Origin of the sequence: Dactylosporangium sp. CA-092794 (assembly GCF_050948465.1) — a bacterium.
GTDB lineage: Bacteria > Actinomycetota > Actinomycetes > Mycobacteriales > Micromonosporaceae > Dactylosporangium.
The window spans coordinates 536,072-557,844 of record NZ_CP192044.1 but is presented as its reverse complement, the minus strand read 5'-3'; the positions used below and the strand labels follow the sequence as shown (position 1 = coordinate 557,844).

The following is a 21,773-nucleotide window of genomic DNA, read 5'->3' as shown; positions in this document are numbered from 1 at the left end:
TCTGGCGGCGCGCGTTCCGATGCTAAAGCGGCGGCGGTTCGATGTCACATTCGCCACGTTCGTCCCGCTGAGCCGCCTCCACCAACGGATGACCCGCGCCGACAGCGTCGCGAAGGGACGCGATCGAAGATCCCGCGGCGCCGGACTCGTGGCTGATGAGCGCGAGGTTCACGGCGCAAACGAGCATATCGGGATGGTCGGCGCGGCCGGCGTCGCGTGCGCTGTCAAGGGTGGCTCGCAACAGCCGGACGGCGTCGTCGTCCTCGTGCGCGGCGAACAGGTCGTTGGCCAGGCCAACGGCGGCGGCCTGGGTGTAGGGATGACCGGCGCCGAGCTGCCGGTACAGCGCCTGGTAGGCGGGCTCGCCGACATACCGGGCTCCCCTGCGTTCGCCCATCGCTCGGAGAATGGCGGCGTGGTTGATCGCGGCGACGAGGGCGAGGGGATTGCGTTCCCCGAACCGGCGATAGCGCCGCATGGTGTCCACGCTGAGGTTATAGGCACGGTTCAGGCTCTCGCCTCCGCCGGTCGGCTCGGCGGCGATCCTGGCACGCACGGCGTTGGCGTAGGTCATGGCTGCGGCGAGGGTGTTCGCGTGGTCGGAGCCGAATTCTCCCTGACATTTGTAGAAATGCTCACGGCTGGCATCCAAGGCTTCGGCGAGCTGGCCGGTCTTGCGCAGCCCGAGGCAGATCGTGCGGGTGGCGAGCATGACGAGCGGGTGGCGGGAGTTGAGCCGCTCCAGCATCGCGGGCAGGCTTTCTGCCTGCACCCGCAGCGCCTCGGCGAACTCACCCAGCCCGTACAGGTCCCGGGCCAGGTTCGACACCGACAGCAGCGTGCGGAAATGGTCGGCGCCGTTGGCCTGCGTCCGGTCGTCCACCAGCTGCCGGTCGATGTCGTAGGCCTGCCTGAAGTCACCGACCGCGCGCAGGTTCACGGCCAGGTTGTTCCGTGCGTGGAACAGATCCTCCGCTACGCCCGGGTTCGCCTGCTCGTAATACCGCACCCGGTACTGCTCCAGTTTGAGCGCCTCGGCGTAGCGGCCCAGCAGTCTCCGGGTCGCGGCCACGCCGTTGGCGAGGCGCGCGGTGCGCCGGTGATCCTCGCCGAAGCGCTGGTTGACCCGTATCCAGGCCCGCTCGTACAGATCGCTTGCCTCCTGGTAGCGGCCCAGTCCCTGCAGCGCGTTTGCGACCCGGTCGACGCAGATGAACATCTGCTCGTCCGCCCAGTCATCCTCCGGTCCGGCCCAGGCGCGGCGGGCCCGCTGACTCAGCCGCAGACTGCCGTCGAAGTCGCCACGCATGTACAGATAGCGGGCCTGGTCCAGCACCACCCCGCGCGCGGCCGGGTCTGTGCTGTCCACCAGCCGCGCCGGCTCCACGTGCGGGCCAATCTGGGCGTGCATCTCCCAGGTCAGGGTCTCGTCGGGCTGGCCTGGATTGGCCGCGACCAGCAACCGGCGAGCGTTGTCATAGGCCAGTTCCCGCTCCGCCCGGCTCAGCGAGTCACGCACGATGAGCTGCACCAGGCGGTGCACCAGCACCCGTTGCCCCTCATCGATCGCCGTCAACAGGCCGTACCGGCCGAGCACTCGGATCGCGCCCTGCAGATGCTCGTCCTGGCCCAGCAGCCGACCCAACGGCGGCGGGATCGCCCCGTTGTCCGCGGCCCGCAGCAAGGTCAGCGAGACCGGCTCCGCGCTCAGGCAAGACAGCATCGCCAGCAGCTGAGTGGCGACAGCGGACTCCCGCCGCAGCTGGTTGAAGGTGACGCCGAAGGCGTTGGCCACCGTCTTGGGATAGTCGCCCGGCCGGCCCTGATCGAGCACGGCGGTGGCGTGGACGTCGAGCCGGGCCAGGAACTCCTGCACGGTGATCCCGGCGGCGGCCCGCATCGCGGCCGCCTGCTCCAGCGCCAGCGGGAGATCACCGAGCCGCTCCGCGAGCTGGTCGGCCTCGTCGAAGGAGATGCCGCCCCGGCGCTGCAACAGCCGGATGCTCTCCGCCCGGGACAGCACCGCCACCGTCACGCCGCGGCCCCGATCCAGCCAGGCGGCGTCGCGGGTGGTGACGATCACCGCGCCGCCGGCACCCCCGGCCGCGGGGACCAGGTCCTCGATGTCCTCCGGGCGTGTGGCGTTGTCGAACACGATCAGCCACCGGAAGTCGGCCGACTCAAGCCGGCTCAGCACGCCGCTGATCGTGCGGCGCATGTCCTGACTGGCCTCCCACTCCCGGCGCTCACCCAGCGTCACCAACGCCGAGCGGACCTGGGACACCTGCTCGGCCGTAATCCACCAGACCAGGTCGTAACCGTCCCGCTCGCGGTACACGAACTCGGTGGCGATGCTGGTCTTGCCGACCCCACTGAGACCATGCAGCACCAGCGGCCGCCATGGCTCGCCGGTCAGCTTGGCCCGCATCGCGCCGAGCACGTCTTCGCGGCCCGTGAACTCCGGGTTCCGCGGCGGTAGCGCACCGAACTGGAGGTCTCCCGTGGACGTCGGGTCTGGCGGCGGCGGACGCTCCGCCGTGGCCATCGGCGACACCCGCCGCACCATCGGCGGTCGAGCCGGGGCGACGTCGCCGGGCGCCCGCTCGTCGGGCACACCGTCCTCGGGAGAGTCGCCGAGCGCCGCCCACAGCTCGTGGAAGCGCAGCACCTCGTCCTCCACGTCCGGATGATGCACCGCCATCGCGGCCATTTGGCGAACGACGGGCTCGACCTTGCTCCAACGCGGGATCACCTCGCCCGCCAGCAGGCTGCCGACGGTCTCATGGCTGACCTTTTCCGGAAGGTCCGCGCGCTCGCGAATCTCGTTGCTGATCCGGCGATACGACGGGCGGCCGGCAGCGCGCCACAGCAGCTGAAGTTCAGCGACGAAATCGCCCTCCTCTGCGGGCACTGCCACACCCTCTCCAGTTGCGCCCGCTGATCTCGATCGATGCGTCGGCGAATGTGCCGGATCGCACCAACCCGGGCCGGGCCTGCCGTCGTGCCAAGAACTGTCAAGTTATGTAAAGACAGGATTCCATAGGTAGGCCATCCAACAACAGTCCGTAAATCTACCGCCGCAATGAGTAGAAATTGATCTGCCTAGCTGGCTACCATCGCCCGGCCCCGCCAGCAAGTCGGCGTAAAGGCGATACTGGAAAGGCCACTCGACCGAACCATTCCGGGAGCCTGCCGGGGCGTGACGGAAGGTGCGAAAGACCGCGCCACGGTGTCAAGCACCGGCAAGTAGGCAGGTGCCGGGCCTTGATCCGGGCGACTGGTGTCTGCGTGACACTGGTAGGCCGGTCCGGTTTGTGTGCCTCGAGTAGCCTCACGGCGGCATCGATGGGTACACAACGGGAGGTATTGGTGCGGGACAGACAAGCGACCGGCCGGCCGGGGAAATGGCGGCGGCTGGCCGCCGCGGTAGCGGTGAGCGCCGGGCTGGCGGTGGCGGCGCCGAGCGCCGCGCACGCCGGAAACGGCTTCTTCACGAGCCAGGATCTGACCGCTTCGGGCGCGCCGGTCGGCGCCTCCGGCAAGACGACCGGGTGGTACACGCCGTGGGACCGGGTGCGGCATGTCGCCTATTTCAACACCAGCAATGTCATCACGATCGCCTCGCTGGCGCCCGGCGCCTCGACGTGGTCGTCGGCCACCGCGCCCAACGTGTCGCCGGTGGGCCTCGTGCTGACCGGCTATGCCTACGCGTGGGACCGCAGCTCGCACGTCATCTATCTGGGTTCCGACAATCATGTCCACGAGTTGTGGTACACGCAGGACAGCCCGGTCTGGCACGACGCCGACCTGACGGCGGTCACGGGCGCGCCCAGCGGGCTGTGGCCGACCACCGGCTATGAGCAGGGCGGTGCCCAGCACATCGTCGCCTCCACGACGAGCACGCACGTGCTCTACCACCTGGTGTTCACCCCGGGGACCGGGTGGCAGGCGCAGAACCTGACCACGTTCACCGACGGCGGGCCGTACACCACCCTCCTGCCGGTCGGCGTGAGCCGGGGCGACGGCCAGACGATCGCGTACCTGGCCCGGGACGGGTTCATCCACGCGCTCAGCTCCACCACCGGCAGCGGCTGGTCCGACGTGGCCATCCGTCAGGCGGTCGGCGCGAACAACGTGTACGCCGGCCTGGGCATCTTCTTCGACGCGGGCGGCTCGCGGCTGGCCATCACCTACGTGGGGCCGGTCAACCCCACACCCCGGCACCTGCACGAGCTGACCTGGACTCCGAGCGCCGGTTGGAGCGACTCGGACGTCACGGCGGCCAGCGGCGGCCCGGCCTTCACGGGTGCCGGCATCGGCGGCGGCCTGTCCTTGGCGTCCGACGGGTCCGACCGCATCTTCACCGTGGACGCGGCCAACGCGATCTGGGAATACGTGCGGGTCCGCGGCGGCCGGTGGTTCGCCTGGAAGGACACCGGCGACGGCACGGTCCAGGCAAACAACGACGTCACCGCGTTCGCGGCGCCCGATGACGCCGCCGGCACCAGCTACACCGACTATGTCGTGTACCTCGACGGCAGCGGCCACCCGCACGTCATGGACATGACCACGCCGACGTCCTGACCCAGCGGCAGCCGGTCCCGCCGCCCTCGCCGCACGGCGAGGGCGGCGAGCGCGGCGAGGGCGGACAACCCGGTACCGCCGCCGCCGGACCTCATTGATTACGATGCTGTCTTCCGACCGGGAGACCGTGATGATTGACAAGCTCGACACCGGAGTCCCGCACCCCGCCAGGCGATACAACTACTGGCTCGGCGGCAAGGACAACTTCGCCGCCGACCGGGAGTCCGGCGACCTGCTGGCGAAGTCCTATCCCGCCGCCCGGATCGCCGCCCGCGCCAACCGCGCGTTCCTGCAGCGTGCCGTGCGGTATCTGGCCGGCGAAGCCGGCATCCGCCAGTTCCTGGACGTCGGCACCGGGCTGCCGACCGCCGACAACACCCACGAGGTGGCGCAGCGCGTCGCCCCGGACGCCCGCATCGTGTACGTCGACAACGACCCCATGGTCATGGCCCACGCCAGGGCATTGTTGAGCAGCACGCCGGAAGGGCGCACCCGATACATCGAGGAAGACCTGCGCAACCCGGAGCGGATCCTCGCCGACCCGGAGGTGGCGGAGACGCTCGACCTCGACCGGCCGGTGGCGCTGATGCTCGTCGCGATCGTGCACTTCCTGCCCGACCAGGCGGCCGCGCGCGACGTCGTGCGGACGCTGCTGGACGCGCTGCCCTCGGGCAGCTATCTGACCATGTCGTGTGCCACGACAGAGTTCCTCACGCCGGCACTGGCCGCCAACTGGGACGAGGCGTTGCGCACCGGTAAGTCCGACGTCTACCCGCGGGACCGGGCCGGGTTCAGCGAGTTCTTCGCCGGGCTCGATCTCGTGGAGCCCGGCGTTGTCGCGGTCAGCGAGTGGCGGGCCGACCCCGCCGCCGAGGAGCATCCGTTGCCGGTGGACGCGTCGATCTTCGGCGCGGTTGGAAGAAAACCCTGACGGGGGCGGCCGGCACCGATCGTCAGACGGCGGCGCGGTCGGCCTGGAAGCCGCGCACGTCCGGGGCGCCCAGGCGGGCGGCGTCGGCGGTCAGGTCGTCCAGCATGCGCTGGGACTCCTGCTCGGCGGCGACCCGGGCCAGGTAATGGTCCACCTCGCGGGCGCGGGTGGCCGCGTCCCAGCCCAGGACCTCACCCATCACGGCGGCCGCGTCCATCGCCGAAGCCGTGCCTCGGTGGTCGGTCTCGAACGAGATCCGGGTCCGCCGGGTGAGCACGTCCTCCAGGTGCAGCGCGCCCTCGGCGAGGGCGGCGTAGGCGACCTCGGCCGCCAGATACTCGGGCGCGCCGGCGACCGGGCGGCGCAGGTCCGGGTCGAGGGCCAGGACCTCGAAGGCCAGGGCGCCGTAGCGCTCCAGCAGGTGCTCCAGCACGCCCACCGGGACGCCGTGGCGGCGGGCCAGGTCGGCTCGGTTGGTCCACAGTGGATGGTAGCCGTCGGCGCCGAGCAGGGGCAGGTCGGCGGTGCGGGAGGCGGGGACCAGGCCGCCGTGGCGGCGCAGGCCGCCCAGGCGGTGGGCGACGCGGTCGATGACGTCGGCGGCCATGACGCGGTACGTCGTGTACTTGCCGCCCGCGATCAGCATCAGGCCGAGCATCGGCTCGACGACGGCGTGGGTGCGCGACAGCGCGGACGTCTGCTCGTCGCGGCTGTGCGGCTGGCGCTGCTTCGCCTCACGCGAGAGCAACGGCCGGAGGCCCGCGTAGACGCCCTCGATGTCGTCCGTGCCGAGTGGGCGATCGAGGACGGTGTTGACCTGGGCGAGCAGGTAGGCGATGTCGGTCGCGGAGGCGGCCGGGTGGCCGCGGTCGAGGTTCCAGTCGGTGTCGGTCGTGCCGATGATCCAGTGGCCGCCCCACGGGATGACGAAGAGGACCGACGTCGGCGTGCGCAGGATGAGCCCGGCCTCGCCGGTGATGGCTGAGCGCGGTACCACCAAATGAACGCCCTTGCTGGCCCGCACCTGCAGGCCGGCCCTCTCGCGCGGGCCCTGCGCGGACAGCATGCCGGCGATGTCGTCCATCCACACGCCGGTGGCGGCGACGACCGTGCGGGCCTGGACCTCGAACTCCTCGCGCGTCTCAAGATCGCGGACGCGGACGCCGGTGACCTCGCGGGCGTCGCGCAGCAGGCCGACGGCGCGGGCGCTGGGCACGATGGCGGCGCCCAGGCTGGCCGCGGTGCGGGCGAGGGTGGCGACCAGGCGGGCGTCGTCCACCTGGCCGTCGAAGTACTGGATGGCGCCGCTGATCGCGTCCTCGCGCAGCGACGGGAAGCGGCGGTGGGTCTCGGCGCGGCTCAGGTGCCGGTGCAGCGGCATGCCGGGCGGGCTGGAGCGGCGCAGGCGGGCCGAGGCGGCGAAGGCGTCGTAGAGGCCCACGCCGGTGCCGTAGTAGGCCCGCTGCCACACGCGCTGGGCGAGGCCGGTGAACCCCGCATGGGCCGGCAGTGGCACCAGGATCGGCACCGGCCGGACAAGGTGCGGCGCCAGGCGGGTCGCGAGCAGCCCGCGCTCCTGCAGGGCCTCCGCGACCAGGCCGAACTCGAGCTGTTCGAGATACCGCAGGCCGCCGTGAATCAACTTCGACGAGCGGCTCGACGTGCCGGAGGCCAGGTCGCGCGCCTCGATGAGGGCCACCGACAGGCCCCGGGACGCGGCGTCGAGCGCGGCGCCGGCGCCGGTGACGCCGCCGCCGATGACGAGCACGTCGAAGCGCTCGCTGCGCAGCCGGGCGACATCGGCGGCCCGGCGGGCGGGCGACAGGCGGGCCGCCTCGAAGCGGGACGTGGAGGGTTCACGACGCACTACTACACGGTAGCCGCGCCCGTCACGCCGGTGGTGTGAGATGCATTGCCAGGGGCATCACACTCGACGTGTCCATCACCGAACGCATCGTCCGCGCGCCGGCCGACCGGGTGTACTCCGTGCTGTCCGACGGCTGGTCATACGCCGACTGGGTGGTCGGTACAACGCACGTCCGGGACGTCGACGCGGGCTGGCCCGCGCCCGGCGCGCGGGTGCACCACGAGGCCGGGCCGTGGCCGGTCGCGATCCACGACCGCAGTGAGTCGCTGGACTGCGACCCGGGCCGGATGCTGCTGCTCAAGGTGCACGTGTGGCCGCTGGGCGCGGGGCAGGCGAAGTTCACCCTCGACCCGCTCGACGACCAGGCGACCCGGGTGACGCTGCAGGAGCAGTTCACCGAGGGGCCGCTGCTGGGCGTGCGCAACAAGGTCGGCGACGCCTTTCTGCACTTCCGCAACACGGAGGTACTGCAACGCCTGGCCGACATCGCCGAGCACGGCGACTGACTATCGCGGGTAGATACGGCGCATCGCCGCGCCGATCGCGGCCCGGTAGGCGTCGCCGAGCACGGGCCGGTGCCGGGCCAGCGCCGCGCGGGCCGCGTTGGCGCCGGCCGCGCCGTGCACGCCGCCGCCCGGGTGCGCGCTGGAGCCGGCCAGGTAGAGCCGGTCGATCGGGGTGTCGGCCCGGCCCAGCCCGGTCGTCGGGCGCCAGATGAGCTGCTGGTACGCGCCGGCGGTACCCCCGTTGATCGCCCCTTCGACCAGGGACGGATTCTTGCGCTGCAGCTCCGCCGGGCCGGCCACGTAGCGGCCCAGCACCAGGTCGTCGAAGCCGGGCGCGTGCCGGCGCAGGGTGTCGGTGACCCGGTCGACCTGCGCCGCGACGTCGGCCGCGGTCGCGCCGCGCGGCAGGTGGGTGTATGCCCACAGCGACTCGGTGCCGGCCGGCGAGCGGGTCGGGTCGGCCGTGGTCATCTGGCCCACGAGCAGGAACGGCTCCTCCGGCGGACGGCCCATGGACAGCTCGGCCGCGGAGCGCACCGGGTCGGCGCCGAGGTGGATCGTGCCCGCCCCGGCCACGTCCGGCGAGATCCACGGCACCCTCCCGGCCAGTGCCCAATCGATCTTGAGGGTCGCGTTGTCCCAGCGGAAGCCGGCGAGGTCGGCCAGCAGGCGGCCGGGCAGATGCTCCGGTTTGATGAGGATTTGGTACAGCATGGGGGCCGGCACATCCGCGAGGACCGCTCGGCGGGCCCGGAAGAGCCGCCCGTCCGCGCACCGCACGCCGAGCGCCCGGCCACCGGCGACGACGATCCGCTCGACGGGGGCGTCCCGGTGCACGACGCCGGGGAACCGGCGCAGCAACGCCTCGGTGAGCTGCTGGGCGCCGCCGACCGGGACCGGGAAGCCGTACTGCTGGGCGAGCATGGCCAGCAGCCAGCCGAACCCGCCGCCGGCGGCGTCGTCGGGCGCCAGGTCGGTGTGCATGGCGAGCCCGGTGAGCAGCATGCGGGCACCGTCGCCGGCGAACAGCTCTTCCCCCAGGACCCGGGCCGGGACCAGGAACCGGCGGCCCAGCCGCAGCGCACCGCCGAGACCGGCCCGCGCGGCGAGGCGGGCGCCGGCGCGGATCGGCGGGAACGGGGTCAGCAGCGACGGGATGAGGTCTGGGGCGAGGCGGCGCCACTCGGAGTACCACTGCCGCCAGGCCTTTCCATCGCCCGGCGCGAAGCGCTCCAGCGACTCGGCGGTCAGGTCGAGCTCGCGGCTGAGCACCGCGGACCGCCCGTCGGGGAAGAGGTGCGCGACCACCTCGGGTGCGTGGGTCCAGCGCAGCCCGTGTGCCTGCAGGTCGAGCGCGAGCAGCGGGGGCGAGGCGGCGGCGAGCGGGTAGAACGCGCTGCACAGGTCGCTGATGAACCCGGGCGCGGCGAGCTCGGCCGACCGGACGGCGCCGCCCGCGTGGCCGGTGGCCTCCAGCACGACCACGTCCCAGCCCGCGTCGGCGAGCAGGTTGGCCGCGACCAGGCCGTTGTGCCCGGCCCCGACGACGACCGCGTCGACCGTCTCCGTCATGCCCCCAACTCTCCTTCCCGCGCCGCCTGGTTTTGTCATACCCGCCACGTAAAGTCCCGACCATGGTTCCGCCCCAGCCGGCCTACCCGGTTCCGCCGTCCGCGACGCCGTCGCGGCGCGCGTTCGGCTGGTCGCTGGCGCTGACCATCCTGCTCGGGCTGTGGATCGTGCTGGTGGTCGTCGTCCCGCACGCCGTGGTCTGGCTGATCGGCGACGCGCTGGTCATCGAGGGCCGGTCCGTGCCGACGGTGGTGTGGCTGTTCGTCTCCATCCTCACCACGCTGCTGACCGGAGTGCCGGCCCTGCTGCTGGCCCAGCTGTCGCCGGTGCCGTTCGCCCGCACGGCGGGCCGGCAGTGGCTGCTCACCTCGCTCTTCGGCGGCCTGCTGGGCGTGGCGCGGCTCGTCCCGCTCACCTACCACGAGGTCTATCTGGCACTCCTCGCCGCGCTCGCGGCGATCGCCGCGGCCATCCACACGACCGTCACCGGGCGGCTGGAGCGGCGCGATCCGCCGGACCGCTGGATGTTCTGGCTGTCGCTCGCCGCCGGCCTGCTGCTCCTGCTGCCGTGGCTGTGGGTGGGCGCGCTCGGCGGCGCGGTGGAGTCCGTGCTCGCCCTGGCCGCCGCACTCGCCGTGGGCTGGCTCGCGACCCGCCCGCTGCTGGCCCTGACCGGCCGGGCCGCCACCGGCCGCAATCCGTGGGGCCGGGCCGGGCTCGCCGGCCTGCTCGCGGGCGTGGGGCTGGTGCCGCTGGCCGCGGGGGTCGGCGAGCCGGCCGTGCAACTGCTCGCCCTGCTGTGCGTGCCGCCGGTGGCGTTCGCCCTGGCCGCCCTGCGCAGCAAGGGCGAGCCGTCGGTGGTCGCACTGCTCACGCCGGTGCTGTTCGGGCCGCTGGGGCTGATCGACCCCGACGAGACCTCGCTCATCCTCGGCCTGCGCGACGGGCTGTTCTGGGGCGCGGTCGGCGCCGTGGCGGCCGGTGTCCTCGCGGTGCTGGCCGCGATCGCGGTGCTGGTGGCGTTCCGGCGGGTGCGCTGGCGGCCGTGGCTCGCCGCCGCAGTGGCCGCCGCCGTCGCCGCGGGCGCCGCCGCCGTCTACGCCACGCTCGGGCAGCCCGGCCTCGCCGGCGAGCGGCTCTTCGTGGTCATGCGCGAGCAGGCCGACCTGTCCGGCATCTCCTCCGTGGGCGACCGCACGGAGCGGGTCCGGCAGACCTACGAGCGGCTGGTCGCCACGGCCGAGCGCACCCAGGCCCCGCTGCGCGCGGCGCTGCGCTCCCGGCACCTGTCGTTCACGCCGTTCTACCTGGTCAACGGGGTGGAGGTGGACGCCGGTCCGGTCGCCCGGCAGTGGCTGGCCAGCCGCTCCGATGTCGCCCACGTGCTACTCAACCCGCGCCTGCGGCCGCTGCCGGCCGCCGCGCCGCCGATGCGGGGCTCGGTGGCGGCGCCGGCGTCGCCCCAGTGGAACCTGACGCTGATCGGGGCGGATCAGGTGTGGTCGCGATACACCACCGGCAAGGGCATCGTCGTCGGCAGCTCCGACTCCGGCGTCGACGGCACCCACCCGGCGCTGCGCGGCAACTTCCGGGGCGGCGACGACTCGTGGCTCGACCCGTTCGGCGGGTCGCCCACCCCGACCGACAGCAACGGCCACGGCACCCACACCCTGGCCACCGCGGTCGGGGCGGGCGTCGGCGTGGCCCCGGGCGCACAGTGGATGGCCTGCGAAAACCTGCCCCGCAACCTCGGCAGCATGGCCAACTATCTGACGTGCCTGCAGTTCATGCTGGCGCCGTATTCGCCGGGCGCCGACCCGTGGCACGCCGGCCGCCCGGAGCGCGCGCCCCAGGTGCTCACCAACTCGTGGGGCTGCCCAGCGGTGGAGGGCTGCGACCTGTATTCCATGCGCCCCGCCATCGACGCCTTCGCCGCGGCCGGCATCTTCTTCGTCGCCGCCGCCGGCAACACGGGCCCCCGCTGCGAGTCGATCACCGACCCGCCGTCCAACTACGCCGCCACCGAAACGATCGGCGCCGTCGACCGCGCCCAGCGCGTGGCGTCCTTCTCCAGCCGCGGCCCGACCCCCGACCACTTGCAGAAGCCCGACGTCATGGCCCCCGGCGTCGACGTCCTGTCCGCACTGCCGGGCGGCGGCTACGGCTACCTGAGCGGCACGTCGATGGCCACTCCGCACGTGGCCGGCGTGGTCGCCCTGATGTGGTCCGCCAACCCGTCCCTGACCGGCGACATCCCCCGCACCCGCGAGCTGCTGGCCTCCACCGCCCGCCCCCTCAGCGCCGCGGGCACCATCTGCGGCACCCCGACCGACACCGTCGGCGCCGGCCTGGTCGACGCCTTGGCCGCGGTCCGCGCGGCCGTCGCCCTCAACCCCTCCCCCTGACCCACCGCCCACGCCGCCCGCGCCACCGCCCGCCCGCCCGCCCCGCCGCCCGCCCGCACCACCCCGCGCCACCCGCCCGCGACGCCCTGGCGGCACCGTCGGCGCCGGCCTGGTCGACGCCTTGCCCGCGGTCCGCGCGGCCGTCGCCCTCACCCCCTCCCCCTGACCCCACCGCCCACGCCGCCCACCACGCCGCCCACCACGCCGCCCACCACGCCACCCGCCCACGCCGCCCGCGCCACGCCACCGCCCGCACCGCCCCACAGCACCCGCCCGCGACGCCCTGGCGGCACTGTCGGCGCCGACCTGGTCGACGCCTTGCCCGCGGTCCGCGCGGCCGTCACTCTCAAGACCTCCCCCTGACCCACCGCCCCGCCCGACCTCACCGCCCGCCGCCCGCGCCATCCTGGCGGCATTGCCGCGCCCGGCCGCCCCACCGAGGGCGGCCGGGGCGGACCCGGACGTATCTCTCCGTGATCATGATGCCCGCCGTGGCCGCACCACGGGTTTGCCATGATCCCGGAGACTTGTAGTACACGGGTGTACATGATCACTCCGTGATCATGAAAAACCGTTGGTGTCGACAGCGGGTGCGGCATGATCGCGGAGACTTCTGGTCGCTGCGCTGGCCTCCGCAGCGTGTAGCGCCGGCCGAGTGGGCCCGATCGCGGCGCCACCGTGTGGATCTGATCGCGAATCGCGCTCGCCGTGGGCGGACTGGACGGGCACGCCGGGCCTCGCGGTTGCCGGCGGGCCCGGACGGGTGCGGGTTCCGGAGCGGCGGTTCCGAAATGCGCGTTTTGCCCCCAGCATGCGAACCATCCTCATATGGTGAGGCTGACTGACATGAGGGGGAGCCATGGGCAAGTCACGGCAGAACGACTTCTTCGACCGCGGCATGCATCGCAGCGAGGACGACCTCGGGTACCTGGACCCGGACATCTCCGACGAGATGGGGATGCCGGCCGACTCGACCATGTCGGGCCAGTCCAACAACCCGAACACGGCCACGATGCGCGCGAAGACCAAGGCGCAGCAGGAGACGTCGACGCGGAAGAAGCGCGGCAACCAGCCCGACATGTGAGAACGACGCCGGCGCCGACCTCGCCATCCCGCTCTCGGCGGTGGAGCGATCGGTACCGGCTTTGACGCCGCCCGTGGCACGACGGGGGATCACGGGCGGCACGGCACGTGTGCGGGGCAGGACCGCGGCGAACCCGCGCCCTGCCCCGCATACGCGCGAGACGCACCGCAATGCGGCGCCGAAGACCGGCTGGGCGCGGCGCACCGCTGCCTTCGCCCGCGCTTCGCGCGAACACGGCCAGCATGCGTCGCTCGCCGCTTCGCATCATGAAATTTCGTGATAAAAGCGGATAAGTTGGGGCTCCGGAGGAGTCAGGACTTATCCGCTTTTGTCGTGCTGAGGCCGCTACAGCGACTTGGTGTAGATCCAGAAGATGCGTTCCAGGCGAGCGGCGACCGCCTTCGAGTAGAAGCCGATGGGGCCTGCCCAGCCGATCTGCGCGGTCGTATGGCCCGCGGCGTGTTGGTCGGCCAGGCAGCGGCGGAGCAGGACTCGGCCTACGCCCAGGCCCTCGGCGGAGGGGGCCGTGCCCATCGGGCCGAACCAGCTCGGGCGGTTCGCGCCGTATGCGGCGAAGCCGAGGATCTCGCCGTCGCGCACCGCGACGTAGCAGCCCGCGCCCGGGCGGTCCAGGGATTGCTCGACCTCCCATGCCCAGCCCTCGCCCCAGATTGAGCGGACCCAGGCGGGGGTATCGGCGTCGGCGGGCAGGACCTTCGCGCCGGTGGCCTCCAGGCGGGCCTCGTCCGCGGCCGCGGCCTCCGGGTCGGCGCGCGTCAGGTCCGCGGTCATGTTCCAGGCGGTGTCCGTGAGTCTGTACCCGGCGCGGCGGGCCAGGCAGACGGCCGGGGTGTACCGCACGTCGATGCCGGGCCACGCGTAGCACGGCGGGTTGCCGCCCAGACGGACCTGGGTCGCGCCCAGGGCGGCCAGGCGCTCCTCCGCGGCGCGCAGCAGGGCGGCGCCGGCGCCGTGGCGGCGGGCGGCGGGCAGTACGGCGAGCAGTTCGACGTGGCCGAGCTGTGGGTCGGTGTCGTTGATCGAGGCGAAGGCGACGCCCGTGCCGTCGGGGGTGGCCAGGCGCACGGCGGTCCGGCCGGACGGGGGCGTGGCGAGCCGGGCCGCGAGGACGTTCGCCTCGGCGGCATCCTCGGGCAGGTCCAGCGACCGGGCGAGCAGAGCGCCCGCGGCGGCGACGTCCTCGAGATCCACAACCATTCAGTAAACATACCTAACTGAAAGGATGGCCGTGGGCGGTACCGCGTCGGTGTGACATAGCACCGAAAAGCAGACGGCGGGCCGACCCGGAGGTCGGCCCGCCGCGTGAAGCGCTGGACTCAGAAGTCCATGTCGCCGCCGCCCGGCGCACCGGCCGGGGCCTTCTCCTTCTCCGGCTTGTCCGCCACCACGGCCTCCGTGGTGAGGAACAGCGCCGCGATGGAGGCGGCGTTCTGCAGCGCGGAGCGCGTCACCTTGGCCGGGTCGATGATGCCCTCGGCCAGGAGGTTGACATACTCGCCGGTCGCCGCGTTGAGGCCGTGGCCGGCGTCAAGGTTGCGGACGCGCTCGACCACGACGCCGCCCTCGAGGCCGGCGTTGACGGCGATCTGCCGCAGCGGGGCGTCGAGCGCGATGCGCACGATCTGCGCACCGGTGGCCTCGTCGCCGACCAGGTCGAGCTTGTCGAACGCGGTCTTGCCGGCCTGCACCAGGGCCACACCACCGCCGGGCACGATGCCCTCCTCGACGGCCGCCTTCGCGTTGCGCACGGCGTCCTCGATGCGGTGCTTGCGCTCCTTGAGCTCGACCTCGGTGGCCGCGCCGACCTTGATGACCGCAACGCCGCCGGCCAGCTTGGCCAGGCGCTCCTGCAGCTTCTCGCGGTCGTAGTCCGAGTCGCTCTTCTCGATCTCGGCGCGGATCTGCGCGACCCGGCCGTTGATCGACTCGGCGTCGCCGGAGCCGTCGACGATGGTGGTCTCGTCCTTGGTCACGACCACCTTGCGAGCGCGGCCGAGCAGGGACAGGTCGGCGTTCTCCAGCTTGAGGCCGACGGTCTCGCTGATGACCTGACCGCCGGTCAGGATCGCGATGTCGGTCAGCATGGCCTTGCGGCGGTCACCGAAGCCGGGGGCCTTGACAGCGACCGACTTGAAGGTGCCACGGATCTTGTTCACCACGAGGGTGGCCAGGGCCTCGGCCTCGACGTCCTCGGAGATGATCGCGAGCGACTTGCCCGACTGCATGACCTTCTCCAGAACCGGGAGGAGGTCCTTCACCGCGGAGACCTTCGACTCGACGATGAGGATGTAGGGGTCGTCGAGGACGGCCTCCATCCGGTCGGTGTCGGTCACGAAGTACGGCGAGATGTAACCCTTGTCGAAGCGCATGCCCTCGGTGAGCTCGAGCTCGAGGCCGAAGGTGTTGCTCTCCTCGACGGTGATGACGCCTTCCTTGCCGACCTTGTCCATCGCCTCGGCGATGATCTCGCCGACCGTGGAGTCACCCGCGGAGATGGAGGCGGTGGAGGCGATCTGCTCCTTGGTCTCCACGTCCTTGGCCAGGTTGGCCAGCTCGTCGGCGACGGAGGAGACCGCCGCCTCGATGCCGCGCTTGAGCGCCATCGGGTTCGCACCGGCGGCGACGTTGCGCAGGCCCTCACGGACCAGCGCCTGCGCCAGCACGGTCGCCGTCGTCGTGCCGTCGCCGGCGACGTCGTCGGTCTTCTTCGCGACCTCCTTGACCAGCTCGGCGCCGATCTTCTCGTAGGGGTCCTCGAGCTCGATCTCCTTGGCGATGCTCACACCATCGTTGGTGATGGTGGGCGCGCCCCACTTCTTCTCGAGGACGACGTTGCGGCCCTTCGGGCCAAGCGTCACCTTGACGGCGTCGGCGAGGGTGTTCATACCCCGCTCAAGACCGCGGCGCGCCTCTTCGTCGAACGCGATAATCTTGGCCATTCGGCGTTGTCCTCCTGGACATCCACGATTCGCCTCGACCCACGTGGGGCCTGCGGCTCACCGCCTGCTTTCGCACCTACGAGGACCCAGCGGAATCCCCGGGCGGTCGGGCCGGATGAGCCCGCGACGACCAGCCCCGCGGCGGTTGCCCACCCGAGGCTGCACCGTCCCGACCGTTGGCACTCGCATGTTACGAGTGCCAACACCCTGTTTAGCACTCAAGCGTGCCGAGTGCAACCAAACCCCAAAGCCCACGAGGTGAACCCAGAGAGCTAGCCCCGAGGCTCACAGCAGCCAAAGCCCTGCGCCTGAGGCCCGACAAGGACGAGCAACCACTGCGCCGAAGGCGCAATAGGGGGCCACAACCAGGACGTCAGGGGCGCGCAGCGCGGGAGAAGTGGCCGCGCAGCGGCCATGGGAGGCCTGGGGTGGGAACCCCCCAGACACAGCGCCGCGACGAAGTCGCGCGTGGCTAGCTTTCGGACCCCAACCAAACGCGCCAAAGGCGCAACAAAAACCCCAACCCCAGCGCCGAAGGCGCAATAGGGGACCTAAGCCACTGCGCCGAAGGCGCAACAAGGCACCCAAGCCACTGCGCCAGAGGCGCGACAGAAGACCCCAACCACCGCGCCGGAGGCGCAACAAGGGCCCGCACCAAGACGCCAGGGGCGCGCAGCGCAGAAAAAGTGGCCGCGCAGCGGCCATGGGGGGCCTGGGGTGGGAACCCCCCAGCCACGCCCGAGCGAAGCGAAGGGCTAAAGACTAGAAACAGAAAACAACTCAAATCGGGCAACAATCCCCGCACCGACAAAACGGTCGCAGGGCACCTTCCTCAGCAATGAGGACGGTGCCCCGGCGGGGTTTTCCGGATTTCGGTCAGGCGAGTAGACGAACCTTCTCCGCCTGCGGGCCCTTCTGGCCCTGCGCGATCTCGAACTCCACGCGCTGTCCGTCTTCCAGCGACTTGTAGCCGTCCATCTCAATCGCGGAGAAGTGGACGAACACGTCCTGCCCCCCGTCGACCGCGATGAAGCCATAGCCCTTCTCGCTGTTGAACCACTTGACGGTGCCCTGTGCCACGGTGCACTTCCTCTACTTCGGTCCTGCTGCATCACTCGGCTGGCTGTGGGGACCAGCCCCCAGGTCTTCGGCCCACAGCCGCCGGGTCCGGGGGTGGCTCCGGCGAAGGAACGACGACCGAACCGCACGGTACACGAGATAACCCGAGCCCCGACAGGCCCAAATCGGACAGCAAGGTCACGAATCATGTAGCTCGAAAAGGTCGCCGAGCATGCCTTCTCGCTCCCGATTCCTTGCAGCGTCAAACATCGCCCGGCGACTACGTGTTAGTAACCTCGGAAGCTACACGTGACGGCGGGACTGCACGACGCGGAACCGGCCGGCTACGAAGGCACCGTCGGTGAGCGAGGCATTGGCCGCCGGATTGGCGCCGGTGGCGTGGAAGTCCGAAAACGCGGCCGACTGGTTCACGAAGACGCCACTGGTAAGGTTGACTGACAAATGCACACCAGCAAGCAGAGCGGCCTCTTCCATCGCCGCGAGCACCCCCTCCGATGTCGAATACACCGAAGCGGTCAATGCGCCCTTCTTGCCCACGGTGTCGGCGAAGATCCGCAAACTGCGCTCCGTGGAATCGGTTTCGACAACGAACGAAATGGGGCCGAACCACTCGGTGCCATACGTTGTTGCGTCAGCCGCGCCGAGTTTCCGGATGAGCGGTGTGCGGACCGTCGCGCCGGCGTAGGCGGGGTGGGAAACGTCTGAGGATTCCAGCACCGGGGCGCCGGCGGCGGCGGCTTTCTCCAAGCGCTCGAGCACGCCGTCGTTGACGATGGCGCCGGTGAGTTCGACGCCCTTCGCCGGGTCGCGGGTGAGCGCGCCGACCGCGGCCGCGATGCCCTGGGCCACCTCGTCGAGGCTCTTGTGCCCCTCGTCGGTGTCGATGCCGGCCGCCGGCACCAGGATGTTCTGCGGCGTCGTGCACATCTGCCCGGAGTACAGCACCAGGGAGAACCCGATGTTGCGGCACATGCCGGCGAAGTCGTCGGTCGAGTCGACCACGACGGTGTTGACGCCGGCCTTCTCGGTGTAGACGGCGGCCTGCCGGGCGTTGGCCTCCAGCCAGTCGCCGAACTCGGTCGAGCCGGTGAAGTCGATGATGCGCACCTCGGGGCGCAGGGCCAGGGTCTTGGCCAGCCCCTCGCCGGGCGCCTCGGCGGCGAGCAGCACGAGGTCGGGGTCGAAGCCCGCGTCGGCGAGCGTCTCCCGGGCGATCTTGACGGAGATCGCCAGCGGCAGCACGGCGCGGGGGTGCGGCTTGACGATCACCGGGTTGCCGGTGACCAGCGACGCGAAGAGGCCGGGGTAGGAGTTCCAGGTCGGGAACGTGTTGCAGCCCACGACCAGGGCGGCACCGCGCGGTACCACATGGAAGGTCTTGGACATGTGCAGCGTCTGGCCCTTGCCGGCGGGCTTCTCCCAGTCGGCCGTGGCGGGAGTGCGGGTCATCTCCCGGTAGGCGTAGGCGACCGCCTCCAGCGCGCGGTCGAACGCGTGCGCCGCGCCGGCCTGGAAGGCCATGACGAAGGCCTGGCCGGTGGTCGCGTGCACGGCGTTGGCCAGCTCGAACGCGGCCTGGTGCAGCCGGGCGAGGATCTCGGCGCACACGCCAGCGCGGGTCTGCGGGCCGGCCGCGCGCCAGGCCGGCATGCCCGCGGCCAGCGCCGGGAACGCCTGGTCAGGGTCGAGGTGCGGGTACCGCACGTCGAGCGCGACGCCGAACGGTGAGCGCTCGGTCGACACCCAGTCGGTGATGCCGGGCTGGTCCGCGAGCGGGAAGTCGGCGCCCAGGTAGGCGCGGAACGCGGCCTCGCCCTCGGCGGCGGCGTGCTCGCCGTAGACCCGCGGGCTGGGCGACTCCGGGTAGTTGGACCAGTACGCACGCTCGGCGATCGCGGTCAGCGCCCGCTCCAGCGTGTCGGCGTGGCTGGCGAACATAGGGTGCGAGTTCTCCATGGGCGCCATCCTGCCACCGGCACGCCGGGTGCGGTTTTAGATCGCGCCCTGCCAGTTGGCCCAGAGCTCGGCCAGGCGGAAGCCCATGGCCTCGTTGATCGCGATCATGTGGGAGTTCTCGACGGCGTTGAAGGTGTGGATCGTGGCCACCGGCTCGTGGGCGAGCAGGAACCGCAGGTTGTCGACCTTCACCCGCAGGCCCAGGCGGTGGCCGCGGTGCGCCGGGTGGACCAGCGTGATGAGCTGCCAGGCGTGCTCGCGCACGGTCCGCCGGACGCGGATCGCGCTCCAGGCCACGACCCGGCCGGTCGCCTCGTGAATCACCACGCTCTGGTACCGCCGGGAGTCATACACCACATATGCCTCGTGCTGGGCGCGCAGGAGCTCGACGTCGATGTTCTGCGGCTCGTAGTCCAGCTCGCCCATGGGCGCCTCGGCGAGGAACGAGCTGTCGAGCCCGGCCAGGTCGGCGATCAGGCGCTCGGGCGGCATGCCGATCCACTGCTCGGCGGTGTAGCCGGGCGACTTGGCCAGGCTTTCGTCGTACAACCGCTGGATCGACGGCTCGTCGAGGTCGGCGATGCGCAGCTTCCGGCGGGCGTCGGTGAGCCCGTTCTGCAGGCCCATGGCGGCGGCGAACCCGCTGGGCGCCGGGGCGAGCGGGCTGAAGCTGAGCGCCGAGGTGCGGCCCCGGTCGCGGGCGAGGCCGGCGGCGTGGGCATAGAGAGCCCGGCCGATGCCCCGGCCGCGCAGGCCGACGGGGACGGAGACCTCGATGTGGGCCTTGTCAAGGTTGTCGCGGGTCGGCAATTCGAGGGCGACCGTGCCGACCGGCTCGCCGTCGCGGTGGGCGAGGAAGACCTGCCGATCGGCGCCCGGGCGCGGGTGCACCAGCTGCATGCCGAAGGCGTAGCGGCACTCGGGCGGGAGGTCCGGGGCATCGCTGCGGATCGCTTCGTCGGCGATCCGGTGCGCCGCGTCGACCGCCGCCGGGTCATCGACGGGCAGCTCGACGATCTCAAGGGTTTGCAGGGCCATGCGCCTCAGCGTGGCGGCCGGAAGACTTCCCGGCAAACCATTAAAATGCCGGAGAATTGGTCGAGAGGACGCTCGCCAACACCTCCGGTGTTGTGGTCGCGGGCTCCCACCGAGAAAATCGGCTCAAGCCTCGCGGCGACACGTCCTCCCGCACCGAGCATCCTGGCGCTCGGGTCTTAAGGCGTCAAGTCCTCAAACGGACGCTCGGCGCGCCACCAATTACGCACCGTATAGATCACATCCGCCGATCGGACGACCCGCCCCTCATCCGAGCGAGAAAGCGCTCTCAGATTGTGAACCCACCGTAACGGTGGGAGCCGAAAAAATCATCCGAGCAGGCCGGCCTCCCGGGCCGACTTCAGCGACGGCTTCACCCGATGGGTGGGGCCCACCAGCTCCGCCACCGCATCGAGGGTCTTGAGCCCGTCGCCGGTGTTGAACACCACCGTCTCCGCGCTCGGGTCGAGCCGGCCGGACTCGACGAGCTTCTTGAGCACCGCCGCGGTCACCCCGCCGGCCGTCTCGGCGAACACGCCGGTGGTGCGGGCCAGCAGCTGGATGCCGGCGCGGATCTCGTCGTCGTCGGCGTACTCCATCCAGCCACCGGAGCGGCGCACCGACTCGAGCGCGTAGAGCCCGGCCGCCGGGTCGCCGATGTTGAGCGACTTGGCGATGCCGGTCGGCTTGACCGGGATGATCTCGTCGGCGCCGTCGTGCAGGGCCTTGGCGATCGGGTTGCAGCCGGCCGACTGCGCGCCGAAGACCTTCCAGGGCGTGTTGGGCACCAGGCCGATCTCGACCAGCTCGGCGAACGCCTTGTCGATCTTCGTCAGCAGCTCGCCGCTGGCCATCGGGATGACCACCTGCGCCGGGAGCCGCCAGCCGAGCTGCTCGGCCACCTCGTAGCCGAGCGTCTTGGAGCCCTCGGCGTAGAACGGCCGGACGTTGACGTTGACGAACGCGGTGTGCTCGAACTCGTCGGTCTCGGTGAGCTCCGAGCAGAGCCGGTTGACCTCGTCGTAGGAGCCCTCGATGGCGACGACCTCGCCGCCGTACACCGCGGTCATGACGATCTTGCCGGGCTCCAGGTCGGCCGGGATGAACACGGTCGAGGGGACGCCCGCCCGGGCCGCGTGCGCGGCGACGGAGTTGGCGAGGTTGCCGGTGGAGGCGCAGGAATACCGCGTGAAGCCCAGCGCCTTGGCCGCGGTCAGCGCGACCGACACGACCCGGTCCTTGAACGAGTGGGTCGGGTTGGCCGAGTCGTCCTTCACCCACAGCGGTGCGGTGAAGCCCAGCTCCGCGGCCAGCCCGTCGGCCTTGACCAGCGGCGTGAGGCCGGGGTCGAGCGTGACCCGGGACTCCGGGTCGACGCCGACCGGCAGCAGCGGCGCATACCGCCAGATGTTCTTGGGGCCGGCCTCGATCTGCTCCCGGGTCACCTTGGCCAGCGCCGCCGGGTCGTAGCCCACCTCGAGGGGGCCGAAACACTCGTAACAGGCGTGCTGCGCGGCGAGCGGGAACGTCGCTCCACAGCCGCGGCAGACCAGGTTGCGGGCCGGGGAGTCGGTGAAGACGCTGAGCGTCGAGGTCATGACGGGAGGCCTTTCCTCTCATCTTTCCCAAGCGCACGGGCGCGCGCCGGGACGGATTTGGCACCTACCGCGGAGAGCCTCAACATCGAGCCACCGCAGGGGTTGCCGGGGCTTCATCGGGCCGTATCCCTCTGCCCCTCTGGATGAGGTATTCAGTTATAAGCCGAGTGTAAGGGGCGCCACCGGCCTCTGGGT

The 21,773-nt window shown here is 71.5% G+C and carries 14 protein-coding genes and 1 riboswitch; of the genes, 5 read left to right on the top strand and 9 right to left on the bottom strand.

The features are described 5' to 3' along the window. Window positions 1-22: 22 nt before the first annotated feature. Window positions 23-2,917: an FxSxx-COOH system tetratricopeptide repeat protein gene (gene fxsT, locus ACQPXD_RS02345; protein WP_432834344.1), complete on the bottom strand. Its 2,895-nt coding sequence runs from the start codon at window positions 2,915-2,917 to the stop codon at window positions 23-25. Between the two features lie 452 nt (window positions 2,918-3,369). Here fxsT and ACQPXD_RS02340 point away from each other — a divergent pair, with 452 nt between their 5' ends. Together ACQPXD_RS02340 and ACQPXD_RS02335 are read left to right on the top strand one after the other, a co-directional pair. Next, window positions 3,370-4,584 (top strand): hypothetical protein, encoded by a 1,215-nt coding sequence (locus ACQPXD_RS02340; RefSeq protein ID WP_432834342.1) that lies wholly within the window; start codon window positions 3,370-3,372, stop codon window positions 4,582-4,584. Window positions 4,585-4,714: 130 nt separating this feature from the next. Beyond that, the gene (locus ACQPXD_RS02335) at window positions 4,715-5,515 is read left to right on the top strand and encodes an SAM-dependent methyltransferase (RefSeq protein WP_432834340.1); all 801 of its coding nucleotides are present in this window, start codon (window positions 4,715-4,717) and stop codon (window positions 5,513-5,515) included. A gap of 22 nt (window positions 5,516-5,537) precedes the next feature. On the opposite strand, the gene ACQPXD_RS02330 is transcribed toward ACQPXD_RS02335, so the two are convergent. Then, entirely contained in the window at window positions 5,538-7,382 is a 1,845-nt protein-coding gene (locus ACQPXD_RS02330; RefSeq protein ID WP_432834338.1) for a glycerol-3-phosphate dehydrogenase/oxidase, read from the bottom strand. Window positions 7,383-7,450: 68 nt separating this feature from the next. Between ACQPXD_RS02330 and ACQPXD_RS02325 the strand changes: the two genes are divergently transcribed. Next, complete coding sequence (locus tag ACQPXD_RS02325) at window positions 7,451-7,888, top strand: SRPBCC family protein (protein ID WP_432834336.1); 438 nt, start codon at window positions 7,451-7,453, stop codon at window positions 7,886-7,888. Here ACQPXD_RS02325 and ACQPXD_RS02320 read toward each other — a convergent pair whose 3' ends face one another. Then, window positions 7,889-9,460, bottom strand: a complete 1,572-nt coding sequence (locus ACQPXD_RS02320; RefSeq protein ID WP_432834334.1) for a phytoene desaturase family protein — start codon at window positions 9,458-9,460, stop codon at window positions 7,889-7,891. A 62-nt stretch (window positions 9,461-9,522) separates the two neighbouring features. On the opposite strand from ACQPXD_RS02320, the gene ACQPXD_RS02315 reads away from it, so the two are divergent. Then, complete coding sequence (locus ACQPXD_RS02315; protein WP_432834332.1) at window positions 9,523-11,865, top strand: S8 family serine peptidase; 2,343 nt, start codon at window positions 9,523-9,525, stop codon at window positions 11,863-11,865. A gap of 859 nt (window positions 11,866-12,724) precedes the next feature. Next, entirely contained in the window at window positions 12,725-12,949 is a 225-nt protein-coding gene (locus tag ACQPXD_RS02310) for a hypothetical protein (RefSeq protein ID WP_432834330.1), read from the top strand. A 345-nt stretch (window positions 12,950-13,294) separates the two neighbouring features. On the opposite strand, the gene ACQPXD_RS02305 is transcribed toward ACQPXD_RS02310, so the two are convergent. The 6 genes from ACQPXD_RS02305 to thrC all read right to left on the bottom strand — a co-directional run bounded on the left by ACQPXD_RS02305 (window position 13,295) and on the right by thrC (window position 21,578). Next, entirely contained in the window at window positions 13,295-14,167 is an 873-nt protein-coding gene (locus ACQPXD_RS02305; protein WP_432834328.1) for a GNAT family N-acetyltransferase, read from the bottom strand. Between the two features lie 119 nt (window positions 14,168-14,286). Then, window positions 14,287-15,909 carry a chaperonin GroEL gene (gene groL / locus ACQPXD_RS02300; protein ID WP_432834326.1) on the bottom strand — a complete coding sequence of 541 codons (1,623 nt, stop codon included), beginning with the start codon at window positions 15,907-15,909 and terminating at the stop codon, window positions 14,287-14,289. An 876-nt stretch (window positions 15,910-16,785) separates the two neighbouring features. Further along, complete coding sequence (locus ACQPXD_RS02295; protein WP_432834324.1) at window positions 16,786-16,989, bottom strand: cold-shock protein; 204 nt, start codon at window positions 16,987-16,989, stop codon at window positions 16,786-16,788. Between the two features lie 282 nt (window positions 16,990-17,271). After that, window positions 17,272-18,945, bottom strand: a complete 1,674-nt coding sequence (gene paaN / locus ACQPXD_RS02290) for a phenylacetic acid degradation protein PaaN (protein ID WP_432834322.1) — start codon at window positions 18,943-18,945, stop codon at window positions 17,272-17,274. A gap of 36 nt (window positions 18,946-18,981) precedes the next feature. Then, a complete protein-coding gene (locus ACQPXD_RS02285; RefSeq protein WP_432834320.1) occupies window positions 18,982-19,983 on the bottom strand; it encodes a GNAT family N-acetyltransferase in 1,002 nt (333 codons plus the stop codon). A 326-nt stretch (window positions 19,984-20,309) separates the two neighbouring features. After that, window positions 20,310-21,578 (bottom strand): threonine synthase, encoded by a 1,269-nt coding sequence (gene thrC / locus ACQPXD_RS02280; protein ID WP_432834318.1) that lies wholly within the window; start codon window positions 21,576-21,578, stop codon window positions 20,310-20,312. 15 nt (window positions 21,579-21,593) lie between these two features. Further along, window positions 21,594-21,728, bottom strand: a riboswitch (SAM riboswitch). Window positions 21,729-21,773 lie beyond the last annotated feature (45 nt).

What these genes read in the sequence shown, in the direction of transcription:
- ACQPXD_RS02335 (WP_432834340.1), top strand. Translation starts at nt 4,715, where the DNA reads ATGATTGACAAGCTCGACACCGGAGTCCCGCACCCCGCCAGGCGATAC.
- ACQPXD_RS02320 (WP_432834334.1), bottom strand. Translation starts at nt 9,460, where the DNA reads ATGACGGAGACGGTCGACGCGGTCGTCGTCGGGGCCGGGCACAACGGC.
- ACQPXD_RS02315 (WP_432834332.1), top strand. Translation starts at nt 9,523, where the DNA reads ATGGTTCCGCCCCAGCCGGCCTACCCGGTTCCGCCGTCCGCGACGCCG.
- ACQPXD_RS02310 (WP_432834330.1), top strand. Translation starts at nt 12,725, where the DNA reads ATGGGCAAGTCACGGCAGAACGACTTCTTCGACCGCGGCATGCATCGC.
- ACQPXD_RS02305 (WP_432834328.1), bottom strand. Translation starts at nt 14,167, where the DNA reads ATGGTTGTGGATCTCGAGGACGTCGCCGCCGCGGGCGCTCTGCTCGCC.
- groL (WP_432834326.1), bottom strand. Translation starts at nt 15,909, where the DNA reads ATGGCCAAGATTATCGCGTTCGACGAAGAGGCGCGCCGCGGTCTTGAG.
- paaN (WP_432834322.1), bottom strand. Translation starts at nt 18,945, where the DNA reads ATGGAGAACTCGCACCCTATGTTCGCCAGCCACGCCGACACGCTGGAG.
- ACQPXD_RS02285 (WP_432834320.1), bottom strand. Translation starts at nt 19,983, where the DNA reads ATGGCCCTGCAAACCCTTGAGATCGTCGAGCTGCCCGTCGATGACCCG.
- thrC (WP_432834318.1), bottom strand. Translation starts at nt 21,578, where the DNA reads ATGACCTCGACGCTCAGCGTCTTCACCGACTCCCCGGCCCGCAACCTG.